The sequence below is a fragment of the Streptomyces echinoruber genome (assembly GCF_014651135.1).
Taxonomy (GTDB): domain Bacteria; phylum Actinomycetota; class Actinomycetes; order Streptomycetales; family Streptomycetaceae; genus Streptomyces; species Streptomyces echinoruber.
In genome coordinates this window covers 237,937-256,260 of record NZ_BMWH01000004.1, presented here as the reverse complement: position 1 = coordinate 256,260, position 18,324 = coordinate 237,937, and the positions used below count along the sequence as shown (strand labels likewise).

Annotated in this window: 14 protein-coding genes and 2 tRNA genes; 9 read left to right on the top strand and 7 right to left on the bottom strand. The window is 73.7% G+C overall.

Annotated elements, in window-relative coordinates; all coding sequences use genetic code 11:
• Positions 1-26: 26 nt before the first annotated feature.
• Positions 27-1,112: a Gfo/Idh/MocA family protein gene (locus IE225_RS08120; RefSeq protein ID WP_190056678.1), complete on the bottom strand. Its 1,086-nt coding sequence runs from the start codon at positions 1,110-1,112 to the stop codon at positions 27-29.
• Positions 1,113-1,303: 191 nt separating this feature from the next.
• On the opposite strand from IE225_RS08120, the gene IE225_RS08115 reads away from it, so the two are divergent.
• From IE225_RS08115 to IE225_RS08090, 6 genes are all read left to right on the top strand, one after another.
• Positions 1,304-2,377 (top strand): ROK family transcriptional regulator, encoded by a 1,074-nt coding sequence (locus IE225_RS08115; protein WP_190056839.1) that lies wholly within the window; start codon positions 1,304-1,306, stop codon positions 2,375-2,377.
• Between the two features lie 260 nt (positions 2,378-2,637).
• Complete coding sequence (locus IE225_RS33885) at positions 2,638-3,771, top strand: hypothetical protein (RefSeq protein WP_190056677.1); 1,134 nt, start codon at positions 2,638-2,640, stop codon at positions 3,769-3,771.
• Between the two features lie 154 nt (positions 3,772-3,925).
• Complete coding sequence (locus tag IE225_RS08105) at positions 3,926-4,705, top strand: HAD-IIA family hydrolase (RefSeq protein ID WP_190056676.1); 780 nt, start codon at positions 3,926-3,928, stop codon at positions 4,703-4,705.
• A gap of 373 nt (positions 4,706-5,078) precedes the next feature.
• On the top strand, positions 5,079-5,705 hold the full coding sequence (locus IE225_RS08100; RefSeq protein ID WP_190056675.1) for a hypothetical protein: 627 nt from the start codon (positions 5,079-5,081) through the stop codon (positions 5,703-5,705).
• 39 nt (positions 5,706-5,744) lie between these two features.
• Entirely contained in the window at positions 5,745-6,419 is a 675-nt protein-coding gene (locus tag IE225_RS08095; RefSeq protein WP_373303146.1) for a class F sortase, read from the top strand.
• A 111-nt stretch (positions 6,420-6,530) separates the two neighbouring features.
• Positions 6,531-7,592 carry a glycoside hydrolase family 6 protein gene (locus IE225_RS08090; protein ID WP_190056673.1) on the top strand — a complete coding sequence of 354 codons (1,062 nt, stop codon included), beginning with the start codon at positions 6,531-6,533 and terminating at the stop codon, positions 7,590-7,592.
• 188 nt (positions 7,593-7,780) lie between these two features.
• Here the strand turns inward: IE225_RS08090 and glxA are convergent, their stop codons facing one another.
• From glxA to IE225_RS08070, 4 genes are all read right to left on the bottom strand, one after another.
• Entirely contained in the window at positions 7,781-9,718 is a 1,938-nt protein-coding gene (gene glxA, locus IE225_RS08085) for a radical copper oxidase GlxA (RefSeq protein ID WP_190056672.1), read from the bottom strand.
• Entirely contained in the window at positions 9,715-11,748 is a 2,034-nt protein-coding gene (locus IE225_RS08080) for a glycosyltransferase family 2 protein (protein ID WP_190056671.1), read from the bottom strand. Before IE225_RS08080 ends, glxA begins: the two co-directional genes overlap by 4 nt.
• Positions 11,749-12,300: 552 nt before the next feature.
• Entirely contained in the window at positions 12,301-13,032 is a 732-nt protein-coding gene (locus tag IE225_RS08075) for a FadR/GntR family transcriptional regulator (RefSeq protein WP_190056670.1), read from the bottom strand.
• A gap of 135 nt (positions 13,033-13,167) precedes the next feature.
• Positions 13,168-13,241 (bottom strand) — tRNA-Lys (locus tag IE225_RS08070).
• Between the two features lie 187 nt (positions 13,242-13,428).
• Between IE225_RS08070 and IE225_RS08065 the strand changes: the two genes are divergently transcribed.
• The 3 genes from IE225_RS08065 to IE225_RS08055 all read left to right on the top strand — a co-directional run bounded on the left by IE225_RS08065 (position 13,429) and on the right by IE225_RS08055 (position 16,668).
• On the top strand, positions 13,429-14,577 hold the full coding sequence (locus IE225_RS08065; RefSeq protein WP_190056669.1) for a peptidoglycan-binding protein: 1,149 nt from the start codon (positions 13,429-13,431) through the stop codon (positions 14,575-14,577).
• A 234-nt stretch (positions 14,578-14,811) separates the two neighbouring features.
• Positions 14,812-15,966: an SPFH domain-containing protein gene (locus IE225_RS08060; RefSeq protein ID WP_190056668.1), complete on the top strand. Its 1,155-nt coding sequence runs from the start codon at positions 14,812-14,814 to the stop codon at positions 15,964-15,966.
• A 96-nt stretch (positions 15,967-16,062) separates the two neighbouring features.
• On the top strand, positions 16,063-16,668 hold the full coding sequence (locus IE225_RS08055) for a lytic polysaccharide monooxygenase auxiliary activity family 9 protein (RefSeq protein WP_190056667.1): 606 nt from the start codon (positions 16,063-16,065) through the stop codon (positions 16,666-16,668).
• Between the two features lie 357 nt (positions 16,669-17,025).
• Here IE225_RS08055 and IE225_RS08050 read toward each other — a convergent pair.
• Both IE225_RS08050 and IE225_RS08045 read right to left on the bottom strand, forming a co-directional pair.
• Positions 17,026-17,099: transfer RNA gene (locus tag IE225_RS08050), tRNA-Lys, on the bottom strand.
• Between the two features lie 175 nt (positions 17,100-17,274).
• Positions 17,275-18,033 (bottom strand): IclR family transcriptional regulator, encoded by a 759-nt coding sequence (locus IE225_RS08045; protein ID WP_190056666.1) that lies wholly within the window; start codon positions 18,031-18,033, stop codon positions 17,275-17,277.
• Positions 18,034-18,324 lie beyond the last annotated feature (291 nt).

Here is an 18,324-nt window from a genome sequence, read left to right as displayed (position 1 = left end):
GCGGGGCGTACGGCGGGTCACGCGGGTCACAGGGCGACCGTGACACCCTCGCGGGCCGAGCGGCGCGCCGCCTCCAGGACGTCGAGGGCGGCGGCGGCCTCGTGGGCGGTCACGGGATTGGCGGCGCCCTCGCGCAGGGCGGCGGCCACGGCCGCGTAGTACGCCGGATACGCGCCGGGCAGGCTCGGCACGGGCCGCCCGCCGCCGGTCACCGGGGACTCCCCGGCGCCCAGCCGGCCCCACAGGAACTCCGGCTCCACGCCCCACTCGGCGCCGGGCTGCGGGCGGTGGCCCTCGCGCAGGGCGGCCTCCTGCGGGTCCAGGCCGTACTTGACGTAGCCGGCCCGCGAGCCCAGTACTCGGAAGCGGGGGCCGAGCTGGGCGGCCGTCGCCGACACGTACAGGTGGGAGCGGACGCCGCCCGCGTGCGTGAGCGCGAGGAACGTGTCGTCGTCGGTCTCGGCGCCGGGGCGGCGCACGTCGGTCTCGGCGTACACGTGGGTGACGGGGCCGAAGAGGACCAGGGCCTGGTCGACGACGTGGCTGCCGAGGTCGTAGAGGAGGCCGCCGATCTCCGCGGGGTCGCCCGACTCGCGCCAGCCGCCCTTCGGCTGCGGCCGCCACCGCTCGAAACGGGATTCAAAACGCCACACGTCGCCCAGCTCGCCGGCGTCGATGAGCGAGCGCAGGGTGAGGAAGTCGTTGTCCCAGCGGCGGTTCTGGAACACCGACAGCAGCAGGCCGCGCTCCTCGGCGAGGGCCGCGAGCTCGCGCGCCTCGGCGGCGGTGCCGGCGACGGGCTTGTCGACGACGACCGGCAGGCCGGCCTTCAGGGCGGCGGTGGCGAGCGGCACGTGCGTCTTGTTGGGCGAGGCGACGACGACCAGGTCCAGTTCGCCGGCCCGCGCGAACAGCTCGTCGGCGCTCGCGGCGACCCGCACGTCGGGGAACTCGGCGCGCGCCTGCGCCTGCCGCTCCGGGTTGGCGGTGACGACGGTGTCGAGGAGGAGGCCGTCGGTGGCGGCGATCAGCGGGGCGTGGAAGACGGAGCCCGCCAGGCCGTAGCCGACGAGGCCCACGCGCAGGGGGGTGCCAGAACCTGTGTCAGTCATGACCCCCACTTTCGCAACGCTGTTGCCAAAGTGCAAGTGGCGGGGACAATGGGAGCGTGGAGAGTACGAGGGGCACTACCGGAGAAGCCGCGGGTACGCCGGACGGGGCCGAGCCGCCACGGGCCGCCGGGTCGACGTGGGCCGCCGAGTCGACGTGGGGCACCGAGCCGGCGCGGGCCACCGGCCCGGCGATGCCGCGGGCCGGCGCGGGCGGTGCCAACCTGCTCGCCCTGCGCAGCCACAACACCGCCCTCGTGCTCGACCTGCTGCGCACCGCCGGAGCGGCCGGCATCAGCCGGCTGGAACTGGCCGAGCGCACCGGGCTCACCCCGCAGGCCGTCAGCAAGATCACCGCCCGGCTGCGGGCCGACGGCTTCGTCGCGGAGGCCGGGCGCCGCGCCTCCACCGGGGGCAAGCCGGCGACCGCGCTGCGCCTGGTGCCGGAGGCCGGACTCGCCGTCGGGCTGCACCTGGACCGGGACGAGCTGCGGGCCGTGCTGGTCGACCTCACCGGCGCCGTCCGCGCCGAGCACCGGGCGCCGCTGGACCTCGGGGCGGGCCAGGACGCCGTCGTCGAGGAGGCGGTGCGGGCGGCGCGGACCCTGTCGGACGGGTGGGCGCCGGAAGCGGTGCTGGGCGTCGGGGCCGCCGTGCCCGGACCCCTCGACCACCGGAGCGGCGTGCTGCACCGCGTCACCGGCTTCCCCGAGTGGGACGGCTTCCCGCTGCGCGACGTACTGGCCCGGCGGCTCCGGCTGCCCGTCGTCGTCGACAAGGACACCAACGCCGCCGCGCTCGGACTCGCCGTCACCGGCAGCGGCGCGGAGTCCTTCGCCTACCTGCACCTCGGCACGGGCCTGGGCGCCGGGCTGGTGTTCGGCGGCAGCGTGCACCGGGGGGCGCGCACCGGGGCGGGGGAGTTCGGCCACCAGGTCGTGCAGATGGACGGGCCGCCGTGCGGGTGCGGGGGACGCGGATGCATCGAGGCGCTGTGCCTGGCCGCCGTGGAGCGGGGCGACCTGGAGGGGGCGGCGCGGACGCTGGGCGTCGGCGCCGCCAACCTGGTGGCACTGCTCGACATCGACCTGGTGCTGCTCGGGGGACGCACGGTGGCGCGGGCGCCGGAACCGTTCGTGCGGGGCGTGCGGGAGGTGGTCGGCGCCCGCGCGTCCTGGGACGTGCCCGTGCGGATCGCCGCCGGCGGGGTGGCCGAAGGGGCGGCGCAGCTGCTGCTGGCACCGGTGTTCGGGCGCGGGGTGGGGTGACGGGGCGCGCGGGTCCCCGTCGGCGCTCGGTCCCCGTCGGCGACCGGGCGGCCGCTCGGTGAGGCGGGCCGTCGGTGAGGTGGCCGTTCGGCGAGACGGACGGTCGGTGGGGTGGCCACTCGGTGGGGTGGCCACTCGGTGAGGCGGGCGGTCGGTGAGGTGGCCGCTTGGTGAGGCGGTCGGCCGACCGGGCGGAGTCCCGGACTTACGCCGGAACGGCGGTGTCCGGTCGCCCACGACTCCGGCATGGTCATGTGTTCATGCGACTGTCTACGCCCGTGCCCCCCGGCCTCCTCGCCGCAGCCGCCCTGCTGTCCCTGCCGTCCGTCCTGCTGCCCGGCGCGGCCGCGGCGACGCCGGGCGGCTGCGGCGACGCCGACTCCCGCGACTTCCCGCTGAAGGCCCGCATCCGCGGCGGCCCCGACACCTACGACGCCGGCGGCGGCTCCGGCGCCTGGTCCGTCGACCTGACCAACACCACCGACCGCACCTGCACCGACATCCACCCGGTCGTCGTGCTCGTCGACGAGCGGCGCGTACTGCGGGCGGCGCAGCCGCGACTGGAGTTCTACGACGGCGGGCGCCCGCACCCGGTGCGCTTCGAGACGACCGACGAGCACGAACTCGTCGGCCCCTTCGACGACTTCCCCGGCTTCACGGTCGCCCCCGGCCGCACCGTCACCGTGCGGGTCCGGCTCGCGCTGTCCTCCGACGCCGCGCCCAACGAGGTGGTCGCCCGCGCGGCCGTCGTCCGGCGCCGCGGCGAGGACGGCGACTGGGTGGGCCAGTCGAACGACTACCACTTCCGCGTCCAGGCCCCCGACCCCGCCCCGACGTCACCGGCCCCCGTGCCACCGGACCCGTCGGCAACCCCAGACACCGCACGCACCTCCGACCCCCAGCGGACTCCTGGTCCGACGCACACCTCTGATCCGGTGCGTACTCCTGATCCGACGCACACCCCTGATCCGGTACGCACCCCTGGCCCGGCGCACACATCCGCCTCCGCGGGAAGCCCCGGCCCCGCGGAGAGTTCCACTGCCGTGGTGAGTCCCACTGCCGCGGCGAGTCCCCCCTCCACGAGGAGTCCCGTTCCTGCGGGCAGTTCCGTACTCGCGGGCAGCCCCGACCCCATGGGGAGCAGGAGAAGCACCGAAAGCCCAGAGAGCGCGGAGAGCCCAGAGAGCCCAGAGAGCGCGGAGAGCCCAGAGAGCGCGGAGAGCACGGAGGATCCGGAGAGTCCCGCCCCCGCCGCCTCCGTCACGCCCCCCGCCGACGAACTCGCCCGCACCGGTCACGGCGGCACCCCGCGTGCCGCGCTCGCCGTCGTCGCCGTCACCGCCGTTCTGCTCGTCGCCGCGGGCGGGATCCTGGTGGCGCGCGGGCGCCGTTGAGCCCGCGGGGAACAGCACGCGGTGCGGCTGCGACGTGGGCGGGCGCGCCTGCGGTGTGGGTGTGCGGACGCGGGGGAACCTGAACGTTCCGTCAAGATCCGGCCATGATTAGGCTGGGCTGACGCACGCCCGCGTACGGTCAGGAGATCCGCACATGGCAGAACGCAAGCCCATCGAGTCGTGGCTCACCGACATGGACGGCGTCCTGATTCACGAAGGTGTGCCGATCCCCGGTGCCGACGCCTTCTTGAAGAAGCTGCGGGAGTCCGGCAGGCCCTTCCTGGTCCTGACGAACAACTCCATATACACCGCACGCGACTTGCACGCCCGGCTGCTCCGCATGGGTCTGGAGGTGCCGGTGGAGAACATCTGGACCTCCGCGCTGGCCACCGCCAAGTTCCTCGACGACCAGCGGCCCGGCGGCACCGCCTACGTCATCGGCGAGGCGGGCCTGACCACGGCCCTGCACGACATCGGCTACGTCCTCACCGACCAGGAACCCGACTACGTCGTCCTCGGCGAGACCCGCACCTACTCGTTCGAGGCGATGACCAAGGCGGTCCGGCTGATCAACGGCGGGGCCCGGTTCATCTGCACCAACCCCGACGAGACCGGCCCCTCCAACGAGGGCCCGCTGCCCGCGGCCGGCGCGGTCGCCGCGCTGATCACCAAGGCGACCGGCAAGCAGCCCTACTTCGCGGGCAAGCCCAACCCGCTGATGATGCGCACCGGGCTCAACGCCATCGGCGCCCACTCCGAGACCAGCGCCATGATCGGCGACCGCATGGACACCGACGTGCTGGCCGGCATGGAGGCCGGGATGGAGACGTTCCTGGTCCTCACCGGCCTGACCCGGCCGGAGGACATAGAGAACTTCCCCTACCGCCCCTCGCACGTCGTCGACTCCATCGCCGATCTCGTCGACCGCGTCTGAGCCGCCTCCGGCGCCGTAATCGTCACCGTCGGTGACCGCCGACGGTGCTCGGTGTCCTCCGTACGCAGCAATCCGCGGCCGTGCCTGGATGCGGAGGGCCCGGTGCGGGGGAGCCTCCTGATGTGTCGGGAGGTGCACGATGGGTTCACTGAGGATCGCTCTGTGCGCGGGAGCCGCGGCCGTGGCCGCGACGCTCGCTCCCGCAGCCGCAGCGCTCGCTCCCGCAGTCGCCGCAGCCGCTGCGGCTCCCGCGGCCCCGGCCGTCCACACGACCCCGACGTCCCAGACGTCCCAGACGACCCAGACGCCCCCGACGACCCAGACCCAGGCGGCCCCGACGTCCCCCGGCGCCCCCGCGGCGCACGGCGGCAGTGTGTCGGTGGCGCCGGCCGAGCCCGCCCCCGGCGACGACGTCGCGCTGCGGGTGAGCGGCTGTGCCGGACGCACCGGGACCGCCGTGTCCGACGCCTTCGTCGCCGACGCCCGTCTCGCCGTCGCCGACGCCCGCCTCGCCGACACCGGCGGCACCCTCGTCGGCGACAGCCGGATTCGCTCCACGGCCGCACCGGGCGGCTACGACGTGACGGTGACCTGCGACGGCTCCCCGACGCGCGTCACCGGCCGGTTCACGGTGACCGCGCCGCGCGGCGCCCGAGCGGCCGGCGCCGGCGCCCCGGCCCCGGGCGGCACGCAAGCCGGCGGCACCGTCGACGACGCCGCGCACGACGACGGCGCCCCGCACGACAACGCCACGCATGACGATGCCGCCCACGCCGCCGCCGTACCGGACGCGTCGCCCTCCGCCGCCGTCCCCGCCTCGCCGGTCGCCCCGGTCGCCGCCGGCGGGGGCGGTACCGCCCGGCTGACCGCGCAGGACGTCCGCGCCGCCGGGCCCGGCACGGCGCAGTCGCTGACCGGGCTGCTGCTCGCCGCCACCGCCGCCGTCGCCGTGGTCCTGCTGCCCCGCGTCCGCGCCCGCCGCGGGCGGGGGACGGACTGAGCCGGGCCGAGAGCCGGAGGACCGGGAGCGATGGGCGAGATGACCGAACTGTCGGGCGGTGCGCGGACCGGCGGCGCCGGGCGGATGGTGGCCGGCGCCGTGTGGACCGTCCTGCTGCTCGGACTGTGGCTGTGGGGTGTCCGCGTGACCGACGTCCGCCAGGGCATGTCCGCGCCGGCCACGGGGGACGTGGCCGCGGTCGGGCGGCCCGCGGTGCCGGAGCTGCCGCCCGCGCTGCCGCCGCTGCCGGACGCGCTGCCGCAGCGCCTCGACATCCCCCGCCTCGATGTGCAGGCACCGGTCGTCGCCCGCGGACTGGACGCGCGCGGAGCGATCGACCCGCCGCCGCTCGACCAGCCCGGCGTGGTGGGCTGGTACGGCGCCGGGGCCCGGCCGGGCGCGGCCGGTACGGCCCTGATGGCCGGTCACCTCGACACCGAGACCCGGCCCGCCGTCTTCCACCGGCTGGCCGCCCTCCGCCCCGGCGACACCGTCCGCGTCGTCCGCGACGACGGCCGGGTCGCCGTCTTCACCGTCGAGGACGTCCTCGTCCTGCCCCGCGACCACTTCGACGCCCACCGCGCCTACGGCACCCGCCGGACCGGCCGCGCCGAACTCCGCCTGATCACCTGCGGCGGCCCCTTCGACCGCGCCACGGGCACCTACCGCGCGAACGTGGTCGTCTCGGCGTACCTGACCGGCAGCACGCCCTGACACCCCCTCAAGTCGCCGTCGTGGCAACCCGGCACCCTCCGGACGCCCCCACGGCGAGGTGTCCCTTGTGCCAGGATTGGTACCTCGCACGGTGCACCCAAGGGGGGTTGGATGTACGGCAGCAGGGGGGTCCCGTCGGCGAAAAGGCGGGCGTCCGTACTGGCGGCGGGGGCGGCGGCGACGGTGCTGCTGGCCGCGGGGTGTTCCTCCGGAGGCGGAGACGGAAGAGGGGACGACGGCAACGGCAACGGCAAGGGCGAAACCGTCACCGCCACCATCACCCAGCAGCCCCGGGAGGCCGACCCGTTCTGGGTCAATCCGGACAGCAACGCGGCCCGGCAGGTCGCCGCGTACTTGAAGCAGGGCAAGAAGGCCGAGGCCGCGCAGATCCGGAAGATCGCCGAGCAGCCGACGGGGGAGTGGATCGGCCCGGACGACCCCGAGCAGGAGGCGCGGGGCTTCACCGAGGCCGCCGAGAAGGCCGGCCGTACGGCCCTGCTCGTGCTCTACAACATCCCGCACCGCGACTGCGGCCAGTACTCGCAGGGCGGCGCCGCCGACGGCGACGCCTACCGCGCCTGGCTCGAGGCCGTGGCGCGGGGCATCGGCGACCGCTCCGCGACGGTGGTCCTGGAGCCGGACGCGGTGCTGCACCTGGTGGACGGCTGCACCCCGGCCCAGTACCAGGAGGAGCGCTACGACCTCCTCAAGGGCGCCGTCACCCGGCTGAAGTCGCTGCGGAACACGAAGGTGTACGTGGACGCCGGCAACGCCGGCTGGGGCCACCCCGACCAGGTCGTGCAGCCCCTGCGACGGGCCGGCGTCGACCAGGCCGACGGCTTCGCCGTCAACGTCGCCAACTTCTACTCCACGCGGGACTCCCTCGCCTACGGCAGGCAGCTGGCCGCCAGGACCGGCGGCAAGCACTTCGTCGTCGACACCAGCCGCAACGGCAACGGCCCCTACACCGGCGGCAGTCCGGACGAGCGCTGGTGCAACCCGCCCGGCCGCGCCCTCGGCGAACCGCCCACCATCCGGACCGCCGACCCGCTGGTGGACGCCTACCTGTGGGTCAAGCGGCCCGGCGAGTCCGACGGCACCTGCAAGGGCGGCCCCAGGGCGGGGCAGTGGTGGCCGCAGTACGCCCTGAAGCTCGCCCGGGCCTCGCGGTAGCTCCCGGTAGCGGTAGTGGCTCCCGGAAGCCGTAGTGGCTCCCGGAAGCCGCGGTAGCGCCGGGGCGGCACAAGGGGCGCCCCCGGCGCCGAGACGGCACCAGGGGGCGCCCCGGCAGCCGTGCCGCTGCGGCACCCTGGCTCCAGTCCCAGTCGTGCCGCGGCGGCACCCTGACTTCAGCAGTGCCGCTACGGCACCCTGACCCACTGCGCCACGCTCGGCGTCCCCTGGTCGTCCACCGCGAACAGCATGTACCAGCCGGACTGCACCAGGTTCCGGTTCTTCGGCACGGTCACCTTCACCCGGTCGCCGGAGGTGGTGAAGTCCACCGCGACGGACCGCTGGTCGACGTCCGTGACGTGCGTCGACGCGCTCGGCCGGATCAGCCGCAGCTTCCTGATCGCGGAGGCGTGCCGTGAGGTGAACGTGGCGGAGGCGCCGCGCGCGACGGTCTTCGGGCCGCCCGACAGGTCGGGCCGCGCCCCGTGGTACAGGTACGGCGGCGTGTAGATCTCGATGCGCTGCTCGAACCTGCCGGGCCTGGTGTTGGCCTTGTCGCCGTAGAGCGAGTCGGAGCCGAAGAACATCACGCGCCCGTCGGGCAGCAGGATCGACCCGGAGTGGTAGTTGCGGCCCACCAGCGGGTCGGCGACCCGCTCGAAGGTGTTGGTGTCCGGGTGGTAGAGCCGCGCCTGCAGGATGTTGGAGTCGCTGCGGCCCCGGTAGTCCTGCGAGCCGCCGGAGACCAGCACGGTGTCGTCGGGCAGGATCGAGGACTGCGGGTAGCGGGTGCCCTTCTCCAGCGACGGGCCGTCGGTGAAGCGCGGGTGCTTCGCCCGCAGGTCGATCAGCCGGGTCTTCCTGCTGGACAGCTTGGACTCGCCGACCCCGCCGCCGCCGATCACCAGGAACCGCTCGTCCTGCGCGGGCGGCAGCATGACCGTGCCGGAGGTCTCCATCAGGTGCGCGTCGCTCAGGCCGGGCAGCTTGGTGAAGGCGTTGGTGTCCACGTCCCAGACGCCCGGGTCGCGGCCGACGTCGTCCGGGCCGTAGCCGGCGTTGGAGCCGGAGTAGAACAGCTTGCCGTTCTGCAGCAGGAACAGCGCCGGGTAGGTGGGGAACTGGCGGATCTTTTTCGTGTACGTCCACTTCCGGGTCCGCGGGTCGAAGATCTCGTTCTTGCCGGGGACCAGTTGGCCGATGTCGTCGAGGCCGGAGACGCTGAGGATCCTCCCGTCGCTCAGGGTGGTGAGCGTCGGGTACCAGCGGGCCTCGTTCATCGGGTCGACCTTGATGTACCTCTCGGCGACCGGGTCGAACTCGAAGGCGTCGCGGATGCCCTGGAAGTCCTTCTTGTCCAGGGCGAGTTTCTGCGCGATGCCGTAGGTGTTGCGGGCGTCGGCGCCCTTGAGGCCCCGCACCCGGTAGTTGTCCTGGGTGCCGGTCTCGTACCGGGCGCCCTTGCGCTGCGCCTCGACGTAGATGCGGCCCAGGCCGGGGTCGTTGCGCAGCCACCGGCCGGTCCTGCGGTCGAATACCTTCCTGGCGCGCGGGACGAGCACCGGGTCCTTGGAGACGAACGTCTTGTGGTTGGTCCTGCCGGTGAACCGCGTGCCCGCGGGCAGGGTGATCGGCTTGTCCGGGTTCTCGTTGTGGACGATCATCAGGCCGCCGGCCTTGGTGACGTCGCCCTTGAGCTTCTCGTACCGCTTGGTGCCGCCCGCGATGAGGACGTTGCCGTCGGCGAGCTGGGTGTGGCCGGTGCAGAAGAGGTCCTTGGGCGTGGGGATCTTCTTGATCGTGCCCTTCACCGGGTCCCAGAGGCGGGTGTCGAACTTCTTGGCGTCGAAGTTGTCCTGGTTGTTGCCCGAGCCGGCGATCATCAGGACCTTGCCGGTGTGCAGCAGCACCGCGTGGATGGTGTCCTGGCGGTACTGCGGCGGGAACCGGACGATCTGCCAGTGGCCGTTGTCGGCCTTGTACTCGGGTTGGTCGATGACGTACTGGTGGTAGCGCGCGGTGCCGAAGCGGTACAGCCAGGGCCCGTTCATCCCGGCCAGTGCGAGCACCACCACGGTGCCGATGGCGAGGCGTCGGGCCCGGCGGCGGCCGGCCTGGTCCCTCATTCCGTGCGTCCCCCCGGTCCGCCCAGCGCGATGTGCACCGTCTGCTCGTCCTGTTCGTCCTGCTTGCCCTGATTGCCGTCATCCGTCGCCCGCGTGCCCGGCGGCGCGGCCCAGCTCGGCCGGCGGTGCGGGGCGTGCGCGGCGGGCACCGCGTCGCGCGGTTCCTCCGCGGAGACCGGGGCCGCGGCCGGCTGCCGTCCGGTGTCGGACCCGGCGCCGGTCCCGGTCCCGGTCCCCGTGCCGGTGCCGGTGCCGGTCCCCGTGCCGTCGGCAGCCCCGGCCCCGATCTCGGCCCCGGCCCCGTTCCCGGTCCGCCTCCGCTCCTGCCGCAGCGAGTGCCCCCAGACGAGGATCGGCAGCGCGGTGATCAGCAGCGCGAACGCCGCCCATGTGATCATCGCGGGGTGGGCGTGGCCGAGGGCGAACCCGGCGGCGAGCGAGCCGCCGAAGACGGCGATGAAGAACCAGTGGATGCGGAACGTGCCGAACAGGGTGTCGGGGCTGGCCGACTCGCCCTTGGGCGTGACGACGAACCTGCTCCTGCGGCGCAGGACCGCGTCGGTCAGGGACCGGGCGTAGACGGGCGCCGACAGGGCCGACATCACCATGCCGGCGACTCCGCCGGAGCCCTCCGGCTCGTGCGGGGAGACGTTGTGCCGGCGGTTCCACACGTACAGGCCGATCTGCAGCGCCGAGGCGTTGCCGTACAGCATCAGCCAGACGGTGGGGTCGATGTTCACGCCCGAGGCGCCCAGGCCCAGGAACAGGGCGCAGCTCAGCGCCGCCAGGATCCAGTTGAGGGCGGACATCGGGTAGAAGACGATCATCATGGTGTAGTTGAAGAGCCTGCCGGGCGGCAGCGAGAAAAAGCCCTTCCAGTACTGCTTGAGGATCGTCTCGTAGGTGCCCCGCGACCAGCGAAGCTGCTGGGTGAAGAAGTCCGTCCAGGAGCTGGGGCCCTCGCCGACGGCCAGCACGTCCGGGGTGTAGACCGACTTCCACCGGCGTCCCGTCACCGGGTTCTTGGCGCGGTGCATCTCGAACCCGGTGGCCATGTCCTCGGTGATCGAGTCGTACAGGCCGCCGATCTGCCGGAGCGCGCTGATCCGCACGGCGTTGGAGGTGCCGACGAACATGGGGGCGCCGTAGCGGTTGCCGGCCCGCTGGATCAGGGCGTGGAAGAGGAACTGCTGCGACTCGGCGGCCTTGGTGACGAACGTGTCGTAGTTGCCGTACACCTGCGGGCCGATGACAAAGCCGACGTCCGGGTCGCGGAAGTAACCGAGCATCCGTTCCAGGTAGTTGGGCAGCGGCACGTGGTCGGTGTCGACGGAGGCGAAGTAGTCGTAGTCGTCGCCGTGCGCCTCCAGCCAGGCGTTGTAGTTGCCGTGCTTGGTCCGGGCGCGGTACGGGCCGCTGGGCTGGTTCCACCGCGCCACGCCCTTGCGGGAGAAGTGGTGCACGCCCAGGCGCTCGCAGACCCGCTTCACCTCCGGGTCGTCGCCCTCGTCGAGCAGCCAGACGTGCAGCAGGCCGCGATGGCGGACGCGGACGGCCGCCTGGAGGGTCTTGGTGACCATCTCCAGCGGCTCCTTGCCGGGTACGTACGTCGTGACGAACGCCACCCGCGTGCCGGTCTCCGGGACGACCGGGACCGGGTCGCGGGCGACCAGGGTGGCGTGCGCGTTCGACAGCACGTTCAGGCAGCGGAAGAACTCGATCAGGCCGATCGAGACGAGCATCACGACGTCGAGGGCCGGCAGGAAGTCGTAGGCCGGGTAGTCGCGCTCGGTCCAGTGCTCGGGCTGCAGCAGCCAGGCCAGCAGGACCAGCGAGAGCAGCGGGGCGGCCGCCAGCATCAGGGCGACGCGGACGCGGTGCGGCTCCTGGGAGATCAGCGAGCGGTAGCGCACCCGGTAGGGCCGGGTGGGATCGGGCTGGGTCAGGGGGCCCGCGAGGCGGCTGGAGTGCTCGTAGTCGTATCTCGGGAGCGTCTTCCTGATTCTGCGGAACGTGCCCGTGGTGCTCATCCGGTGCGGCGGCACCCGGAGCCGGGTGGTCTGCGACGGGTCGGCCGCCGCTGGACCGGCCTGCGCCGATCTGGTCTGCGCCGGGCCGGTCTGCGCCGGGCCGGTCTGCGCCGGGCCGGACTGCGCCGAGCCGGACTGCGCCCGACCGGGCTGTATCGGATCGGTCCGTGCCGGATCGGTCCGTGCCGGATCGGTCGAAGGCGGGTCAATAGGTGATGGATCGGAAGAATGCCGGGCGCCCGTCGGCGTCGACGTCATGAGTTCATCCCCCCACACGCTGCTGGCGCGTGTCTGTTCGGTGCTTCCGCCCGTGCGGGCTCCCCCTCGAGCCTGTGCACCGGCGTGGTGTCGGTTCTGGGTCGCGGTCGCCGCGTCGCCCTCACCGCGAGGACGCGGGGCCCCTCTCCCCGCCGGACCCGGTGACCGGGTGCTCTCGCCTCGATTCCCCCCTCAACTGCCGCACCCCCACGGCATCTTGGCGTCTGTACAGGGTTCTACGCCGTTCCACATGATCGCAAGTCGTGAAACGAGGCGTTTACCGGTCATACGCGCTCATTGCGGCACCTGTGGGGATCTCGTGGAGCCGTTGTGGACGAACGAGCCGGCGGGCGCGGGGCGCGTCAGACGGGCGCGGATGTTCCCGAAGTGCTCCCTTATGGCCTCCTCCGCCCGCAGCGCGTCCCCGGACCGCACCGCGTCGAGGATCTCCCGGTGCTGTCGGCAGGTGACCCGCGGGTCCTGCGGCGGCTCCACCAGATCGCGCCGGACGCGGTGGAAGGCGTCCCAGAACGCCTCCAGCACCTCGCTCAGCAGCACGTTGTCCAGCCCCCGGTAGAGAGTGGCGTGAAACGCCCGGTCGGTTTCGGCCAGACCGATCCCCTCGGCAGCCTGCTCCTCCATACGGTCGACGAGGCGTTCGAGCTCGACGAGGTCGTCCGCGGGCAGCTTGCCGGCCAGCCGGGAGACCAGCCCGCTCTCCATCGCCTCGCGCAGCCGGAGCAGCTGCAGCAGGCTGTCCTCGCCCCGATGGTGCCCGGCGACCGTGCGGAAGGCGAGACCCTCGATCATCGGGGCGAGCGACATCGGGCCGACGTAGGTGCCGAAGCCGTGGCGGATCTCCACGATGCCCACGGCCTGCAGCGCCTTCAGCGCCTCCCGCACCGAGTTCCGGCTCGCGCCGAGCAGCTCCATGAGCTCCGGCTCCGTCGGCAGCGGCGCGCCCGAGGGCAGCCGGCGCTCGACGATCAGCTTCTTGATCCGCTCTTGGAGGTCACGTGCTGCCATGGCCAGAGGGTATCCGGCCATATCCGGGTCAGGAGGGTGTTCCGGCCGATGTGAGGCCGACACGAAGCCGACACGAAGCCGATGCGAAGCCGATGCGAAAAGGCCCCCCGCTGGTGCGAGGGGCCTTCCGGTCGGTGCGCCGCCAGGGACTCGAACCCCGGACCCGCTGATTAAGAGTCAGCTGCTCTAACCAACTGAGCTAGCGGCGCGCGCTGACGTCGTTCACTCTACCCGACGCGCGGGGGTGGTCCTGACCGGGGGAGGTGGTGATCATCGCGCGCGCCGGGGTCCCCGTACGTCGTTCGGATCGTCAGCATGCGCTTCCGGAAGACAGTTGGAACACTGTCCAGCGTGCACAGACCTGGACGAACCGACTCTAAATGTGAGGTACATCGCATGGAGGCTCCGGTCTTCGAAGAGATCGAACCGGCCGGCGACTGCGACTGCCCCGGATGCACGCACCGGCGGCGTGCCCTGCCGTACTCCCCGGTCCTGCGCACCTCCGCCGCCGCGGCCGCCCGCAGCGTCCTGGTCGCGGCGGCAACCGTCTCCGTCGTCTCCGCCGCGCTCGGCGCGGGCCTCGCCGCCCCGGCGGCCGCCGCCCCGCACGCGACCCCCCACCCCGGCGCCTCCGACACCTCTGGCATCCCCGGCGCCCCCAGCGCCTCCGGCGTTCCCGGCGCCTCCAGCGCCTCCAGCGCCTCCAGCGCCTCCGGCACTCCCGGCGTCTCCGGCACCCCTGGCGCCTCCGCGGACGACGACGGTGCCGGGGAGGAGACCCCGCAGGGCCCGCGGGCCCCGCTGTACGGCCCCGTCGGGGGACCCGTCCAGTCCGTCCCGACCCGGCTGCCGGCCATCACCCGTGCGGAGATCATCAGCCGGGCGCAGGCGTGGGTGACCGCGCGGGTGCCGTACAGCACGACCGCCTTCTGGACCGACGGTTACCGGCAGGACTGCTCCGGCTTCGTCTCCATGGCCTGGAAGCTTCCTCAGAACGAGTGGACCGGCAGCCTCGGCCAGTACGGAGTGAAGATCACCAAGGCGGAGCTGCAACCGGGCGACATGCTGCTGTTCCACAACCCGGACGACCCCGAGCGCGGCTCGCACGTGGTCCTCTTCGGCGGATGGGCGGACTCCGGCCACACCTCCTACATCGCCTACGAGCAGACCCCGCCGCACGCCCGCCGCCAGACCACCCCCTACGCCTACTGGAGCAACTCCGACCGCTACGTCCCCTACCGCTACAAGGGCGTCACGGCGGGTACGGCGGGCGCGCAGTCGGCCGTCCGCCCCGCCGCCGGCCCGGCGACGCCGTTCCCGGGGGCGTCGTACTTCGGCCCCGGCGCGAGCAACGAGTACGTCACCCTGCTCGGCAGGCACCTGGTGAAGAAGGGGTTCGGCCGGTACTCCGGCTCCGGCCCGGGCCCCCGCTGGAGCGAGGCCGACCGGCGGGCGACGGAGGCGTTCCAGCGCGCCCAGGGCTGGCGGGGCGCCGCCGCCGACGGCTTCCCGGGCCCGGAGACCTGGCGCCGGCTCTTCCTGTGACGCCGCTTCTTCCCGCCTTCCCGCGACTTCCCGCCTTCCCGCCTTCCCGCGACGACGGTTCTTTCCGTCCCCTCTGCTTCCTCTGCTTCCTCTACTTCCTCTGCCCCTTCCGTTCTCTCTGTGGCACCGGTTCCTCCCGTGGTGCCGCCGTCTCCCGTGGCGCCGGCCCGACACCGGCATCCCCGATCACCCCACCCGTATCTGACGCGTCTGGCGCGGAGGCTGGAGGCACACATGAGTACGACCGCGGAGACCGCGCCCGGGTCCGAGGAGCCCACCGACTCCGGCGGCACCCGGCCGGGCCGCCTGATCCACACCGAGGCCACCACCGAAATCCCCGTCCACCTGCTCTTCCGTGACGAACCGGGGCCGGTGCCGGTGCCGCTGCGGCCCACGGTGGTGGCGCGCCGGCAGGGCACCGGCGAGCAGCCGCGCCCGCCGCGCCGGGAGAGCGCCGGGCCGGCCGTACGCGCGGCGGAGGCCGATCCGGACCTGGGTGAGCGTCCGGCGCGGGTGCTGCCCGGGGCGGCGGGCGTGCTCGCCGGGACGTGCGGGCTGGCCGGCTGCGTGCTGACCTCCTGGTGGGCCGGGGTGCTGCCGCGGCTGGCGACGCACGCGCTGCGGCTGCCGACGTACGCCGGGGCGGGCCTCGGGCCGGCGCAGTGGGCCGCGTACGCCGGGGCCGGGGCGCTCGGCCTGGCCGGTTTCGGCGGGCTGGTCCGGGGGCGGACCGGGCGGGCCTGGGTGCTCGGCCTCTTCGGCCGCTACCGGGGCACCGTGCGCCGCACCGGCCTGCTGTGGATCAACCCGCTGCTGCGCCGCCGCCGGGTCGAGGTACGGCTGCGGCACTGGCGCGGCGAGCCGCTGCCGGCCGCCGACCCGAACGGGCTGCCGCTGCGGGTGGTGGTGCTGGTGGTGTGGCGGGTGCGGGACACCGCGCGGGCCGTGCACGCCGTCGACGACCACGAGACGTACCTGCGCGCGTGCGTGGAGGCCGCCCTCGCCCGGGTGCCGGTGGCGGTGCCGGACGGCGGCGGGGGAGGAGGGAAAGGAGGGGGAGGGGGAGGAGGGGTGGAGCAGACCGCGGACACGCTGACCCGGCTGGTGGTGCGGGACGCGGCGCCGGTCGGGGTGGAGGTGTTCTCGGTGCGGCCGGTGCGCGTCGAGTACGCGCCCGAGGTCGCCCCGGCCGTGCGGCGCCGCCGGCTCGCCGCGCTGGAGGCGCGGCAGCGCGCCGCTCTGATCGGCTCGGTGGTGGACTCGGTGGAGGAGGCGGTGACCCGGCTGACCGCGCGCGGCCTGCTCGGCCCGGACGACTACGAACGCAAGTTGCTGGTAAGGGACTTGACCGTGGCGTTCTGCGAGGGACGGCCGGAAACCGCCTTGTGATTGGTATGGACATGTTCAAAGAACGGTCATAATCTGAGGCTTGGTCTAGACCTGCACGGCTCACGGAATCTCCCCACGTTCCCCAGGAGCGGCAGCATGCGTACCAGGACCAAGCTGTACGCCGCCGTGGTGGGCCTCGCCACCGCCGGAGCCCTCGTGCTCTCCACCGGCGGCGCCAGCGGCCACGGCTACACCGATCTCCCCATCAGCCGGCAGAAGCTCTGCGCCAACGGCACGGTGACCAACTGCGGCGACATCCAGTGGGAGCCGCAGAGCGTCGAGGGCCCCAAGGGCTTCCCGTCCGCCGGACCGGCCGACGGGCGGATCTGCTCCGGCGGCAACAGCCGCTTCGCCCAGCTCGACGCCCCGCGCACCCCCTCGGGCGGGGCCTGGCCCACCACCAGGGTCACCGGCGGGCAGAGCTACACCTTCCGCTGGCAGTTCACGGCGATGCACGCCACGACCGACTTCCGCTACTACGTCACCAAACAGGGCTGGAACCAGGACCACGCCCTGTCCCGGTCGGACCTCAACCTCACCCCGTTCCTGACGGTGCCCTACGGCGGTCAACGCCCGCCGGCCACCCTCACCCACTCCGGCACCCTGCCGACCGGGCTGAGCGGTCACCACGTGATCCTCGGGGTGTGGACCATCGCCGACACCGGCAACGCCTTCTACGCCTGCTCGGACGTCACGTTCTGACCGCCGGACCCGCTCCCGCGCTCCCGAGCCCCTGCCGATCCCGCCCCCGGCCCCGGCAGCCGGGGCGACCGCTCGAACGCCGGTGGCCGCCCCCCAGCCACCGGCCCCGGCGACCGGCGGCAGTACGGCGCCGGGGTAGGGGGTGCGGGGGCGGAGCCGGGGCCTGCACCCTGCGCGGCGGCACCGCGCAGGGACGGCGACAGCAAGCCGCCCGCACCCAACGACCGGCGGCAGTACAGCGCCGGTAAAAGGGGGTGTGGGTGGCGAAGCCCCCACCCGCGCGGCGAAGCCGCGCAAAAACAACGACGGCGAGCCCGGCCCGCGCTTTCCGCGGACACGGCTCGCCGATCGCCGTCGTGCGCCGCCAGGGACTCGAACCCCGGACCCGCTGATTAAGAGTCAGCTGCTCTAACCAACTGAGCTAGCGGCGCATGATCTCCGCCGTCCGCTCTCCGCGGCCGACGACTGAGAAAATAGTACCTGGTCCGCGGGGGTGCTTCCGACCACCGCCCAGGACGGACCATCGGGCCGGATCGTCGGGCCGGACCATCGGGCCGGATCGTCGGGCCGGCCTGTCGCGCTGGATCGTCCGGCTGGATCCTCGGGCTAGATCGTCAGCGACAGCAGGACCGGGGCCGCGCTGCGGTTCAGTTTCTCCGCGGCCTGGCGCAGGCGGTGCGCGTGGGCGACCGGCAGGGACAGGGCGAGCGCGCCGACCGCGGAGCCGGCGGTGATCGGGACGGCGGCGCAGACCGTGCCGACGGCGTATTCCTGCAGGTCGAGGACGGGCACCGTGGGTGGCTGGGCCTCCAGCCGGGACAGCAGCACCTTGTCGCTGGTGATCGTCCGCGAGGTCAGCCGGGGCATCTTGTAGCGGGCGAGGTGCTCGCGCCGGGCGCGGTGGTCGAGCTGCCCGAGCAGGCTCTTGCCGACCGCGTGGGCGTGCGCGGAGACCCGGAAGTCGACCCATTCGTGCACGGCCGGGGTGCTCGGCCCGGCGGCGTACTGGGTGACCCTGACCTCGCCGTCGACGTACCGGCTGATGTAGACGGCGGCGCCCAGGGAGTCCCGCAGCCGGTTCAGGGTCTGCTGGAGCGTCTCGCGCAGCGCCTGCTCCCGGCCGTGGGCGGCGCCGAGGCGGGCCAGCGCGGCACCGGCGACGTACGCGCCGTCGGTGATCTGTTCGACGTAGCCCTCGCGGCGCAGCATCCGCAGCAGGGCGGTCAGCCGCTCGGCGCGCAGGCCGGTGCGGCGGGCGAGCTCGGCGTCGGTGACACCCGCGGAGCGGCGTGCCACCGTCTCCAGCACGCGCAGGGCGTCCTGGGCCGAGTGGTACGGTGCGGTCGGCTCGTGCGTCAGCGCCACGGTTCCCCCTGCGCTTTGGTGGCCGTCATGCCGTTGGTCCGTCCGGCCTGGCCTTTCCACGATAGCCGTCAAACCGGCCGCGGTACGCGTCCGTTGGCGAGTTTGCCGCGTGTCCCGGCGGCGGCGCCGCGCGCGTGCTATGGGCCGCCTCCCGGCGCGGCCCGGCACGCGGACACGGCGGGCCGCCCGGGAGGGCGGCCCGAGAGGGCGGCCGTGGGGCCGGCCGTGCGCTCCGGGCCGGTGAGCGGCCCGCCGTCTCGGCGCCGGGGTCCCGGCTGACCGCGGCGGCAG

What these genes read in the sequence shown, in the direction of transcription:
- IE225_RS08065 (WP_190056669.1), top strand. Translation starts at nt 13,429, where the DNA reads ATGGAGGCTCCGGTCTTCGAAGAGATCGAACCGGCCGGCGACTGCGAC.
- glxA (WP_190056672.1), bottom strand. Translation starts at nt 9,718, where the DNA reads ATGAGGGACCAGGCCGGCCGCCGCCGGGCCCGACGCCTCGCCATCGGC.
- IE225_RS08090 (WP_190056673.1), top strand. Translation starts at nt 6,531, where the DNA reads ATGTACGGCAGCAGGGGGGTCCCGTCGGCGAAAAGGCGGGCGTCCGTA.
- IE225_RS08120 (WP_190056678.1), bottom strand. Translation starts at nt 1,112, where the DNA reads ATGACTGACACAGGTTCTGGCACCCCCCTGCGCGTGGGCCTCGTCGGC.
- IE225_RS33885 (WP_190056677.1), top strand. Translation starts at nt 2,638, where the DNA reads ATGCGACTGTCTACGCCCGTGCCCCCCGGCCTCCTCGCCGCAGCCGCC.
- IE225_RS08105 (WP_190056676.1), top strand. Translation starts at nt 3,926, where the DNA reads ATGGCAGAACGCAAGCCCATCGAGTCGTGGCTCACCGACATGGACGGC.
- IE225_RS08060 (WP_190056668.1), top strand. Translation starts at nt 14,812, where the DNA reads ATGAGTACGACCGCGGAGACCGCGCCCGGGTCCGAGGAGCCCACCGAC.
- IE225_RS08115 (WP_190056839.1), top strand. Translation starts at nt 1,304, where the DNA reads ATGCCGCGGGCCGGCGCGGGCGGTGCCAACCTGCTCGCCCTGCGCAGC.
- IE225_RS08075 (WP_190056670.1), bottom strand. Translation starts at nt 13,032, where the DNA reads ATGGCAGCACGTGACCTCCAAGAGCGGATCAAGAAGCTGATCGTCGAG.
- IE225_RS08095 (WP_373303146.1), top strand. Translation starts at nt 5,745, where the DNA reads ATGACCGAACTGTCGGGCGGTGCGCGGACCGGCGGCGCCGGGCGGATG.
- IE225_RS08080 (WP_190056671.1), bottom strand. Translation starts at nt 11,748, where the DNA reads ATGAGCACCACGGGCACGTTCCGCAGAATCAGGAAGACGCTCCCGAGA.
- IE225_RS08055 (WP_190056667.1), top strand. Translation starts at nt 16,063, where the DNA reads ATGCGTACCAGGACCAAGCTGTACGCCGCCGTGGTGGGCCTCGCCACC.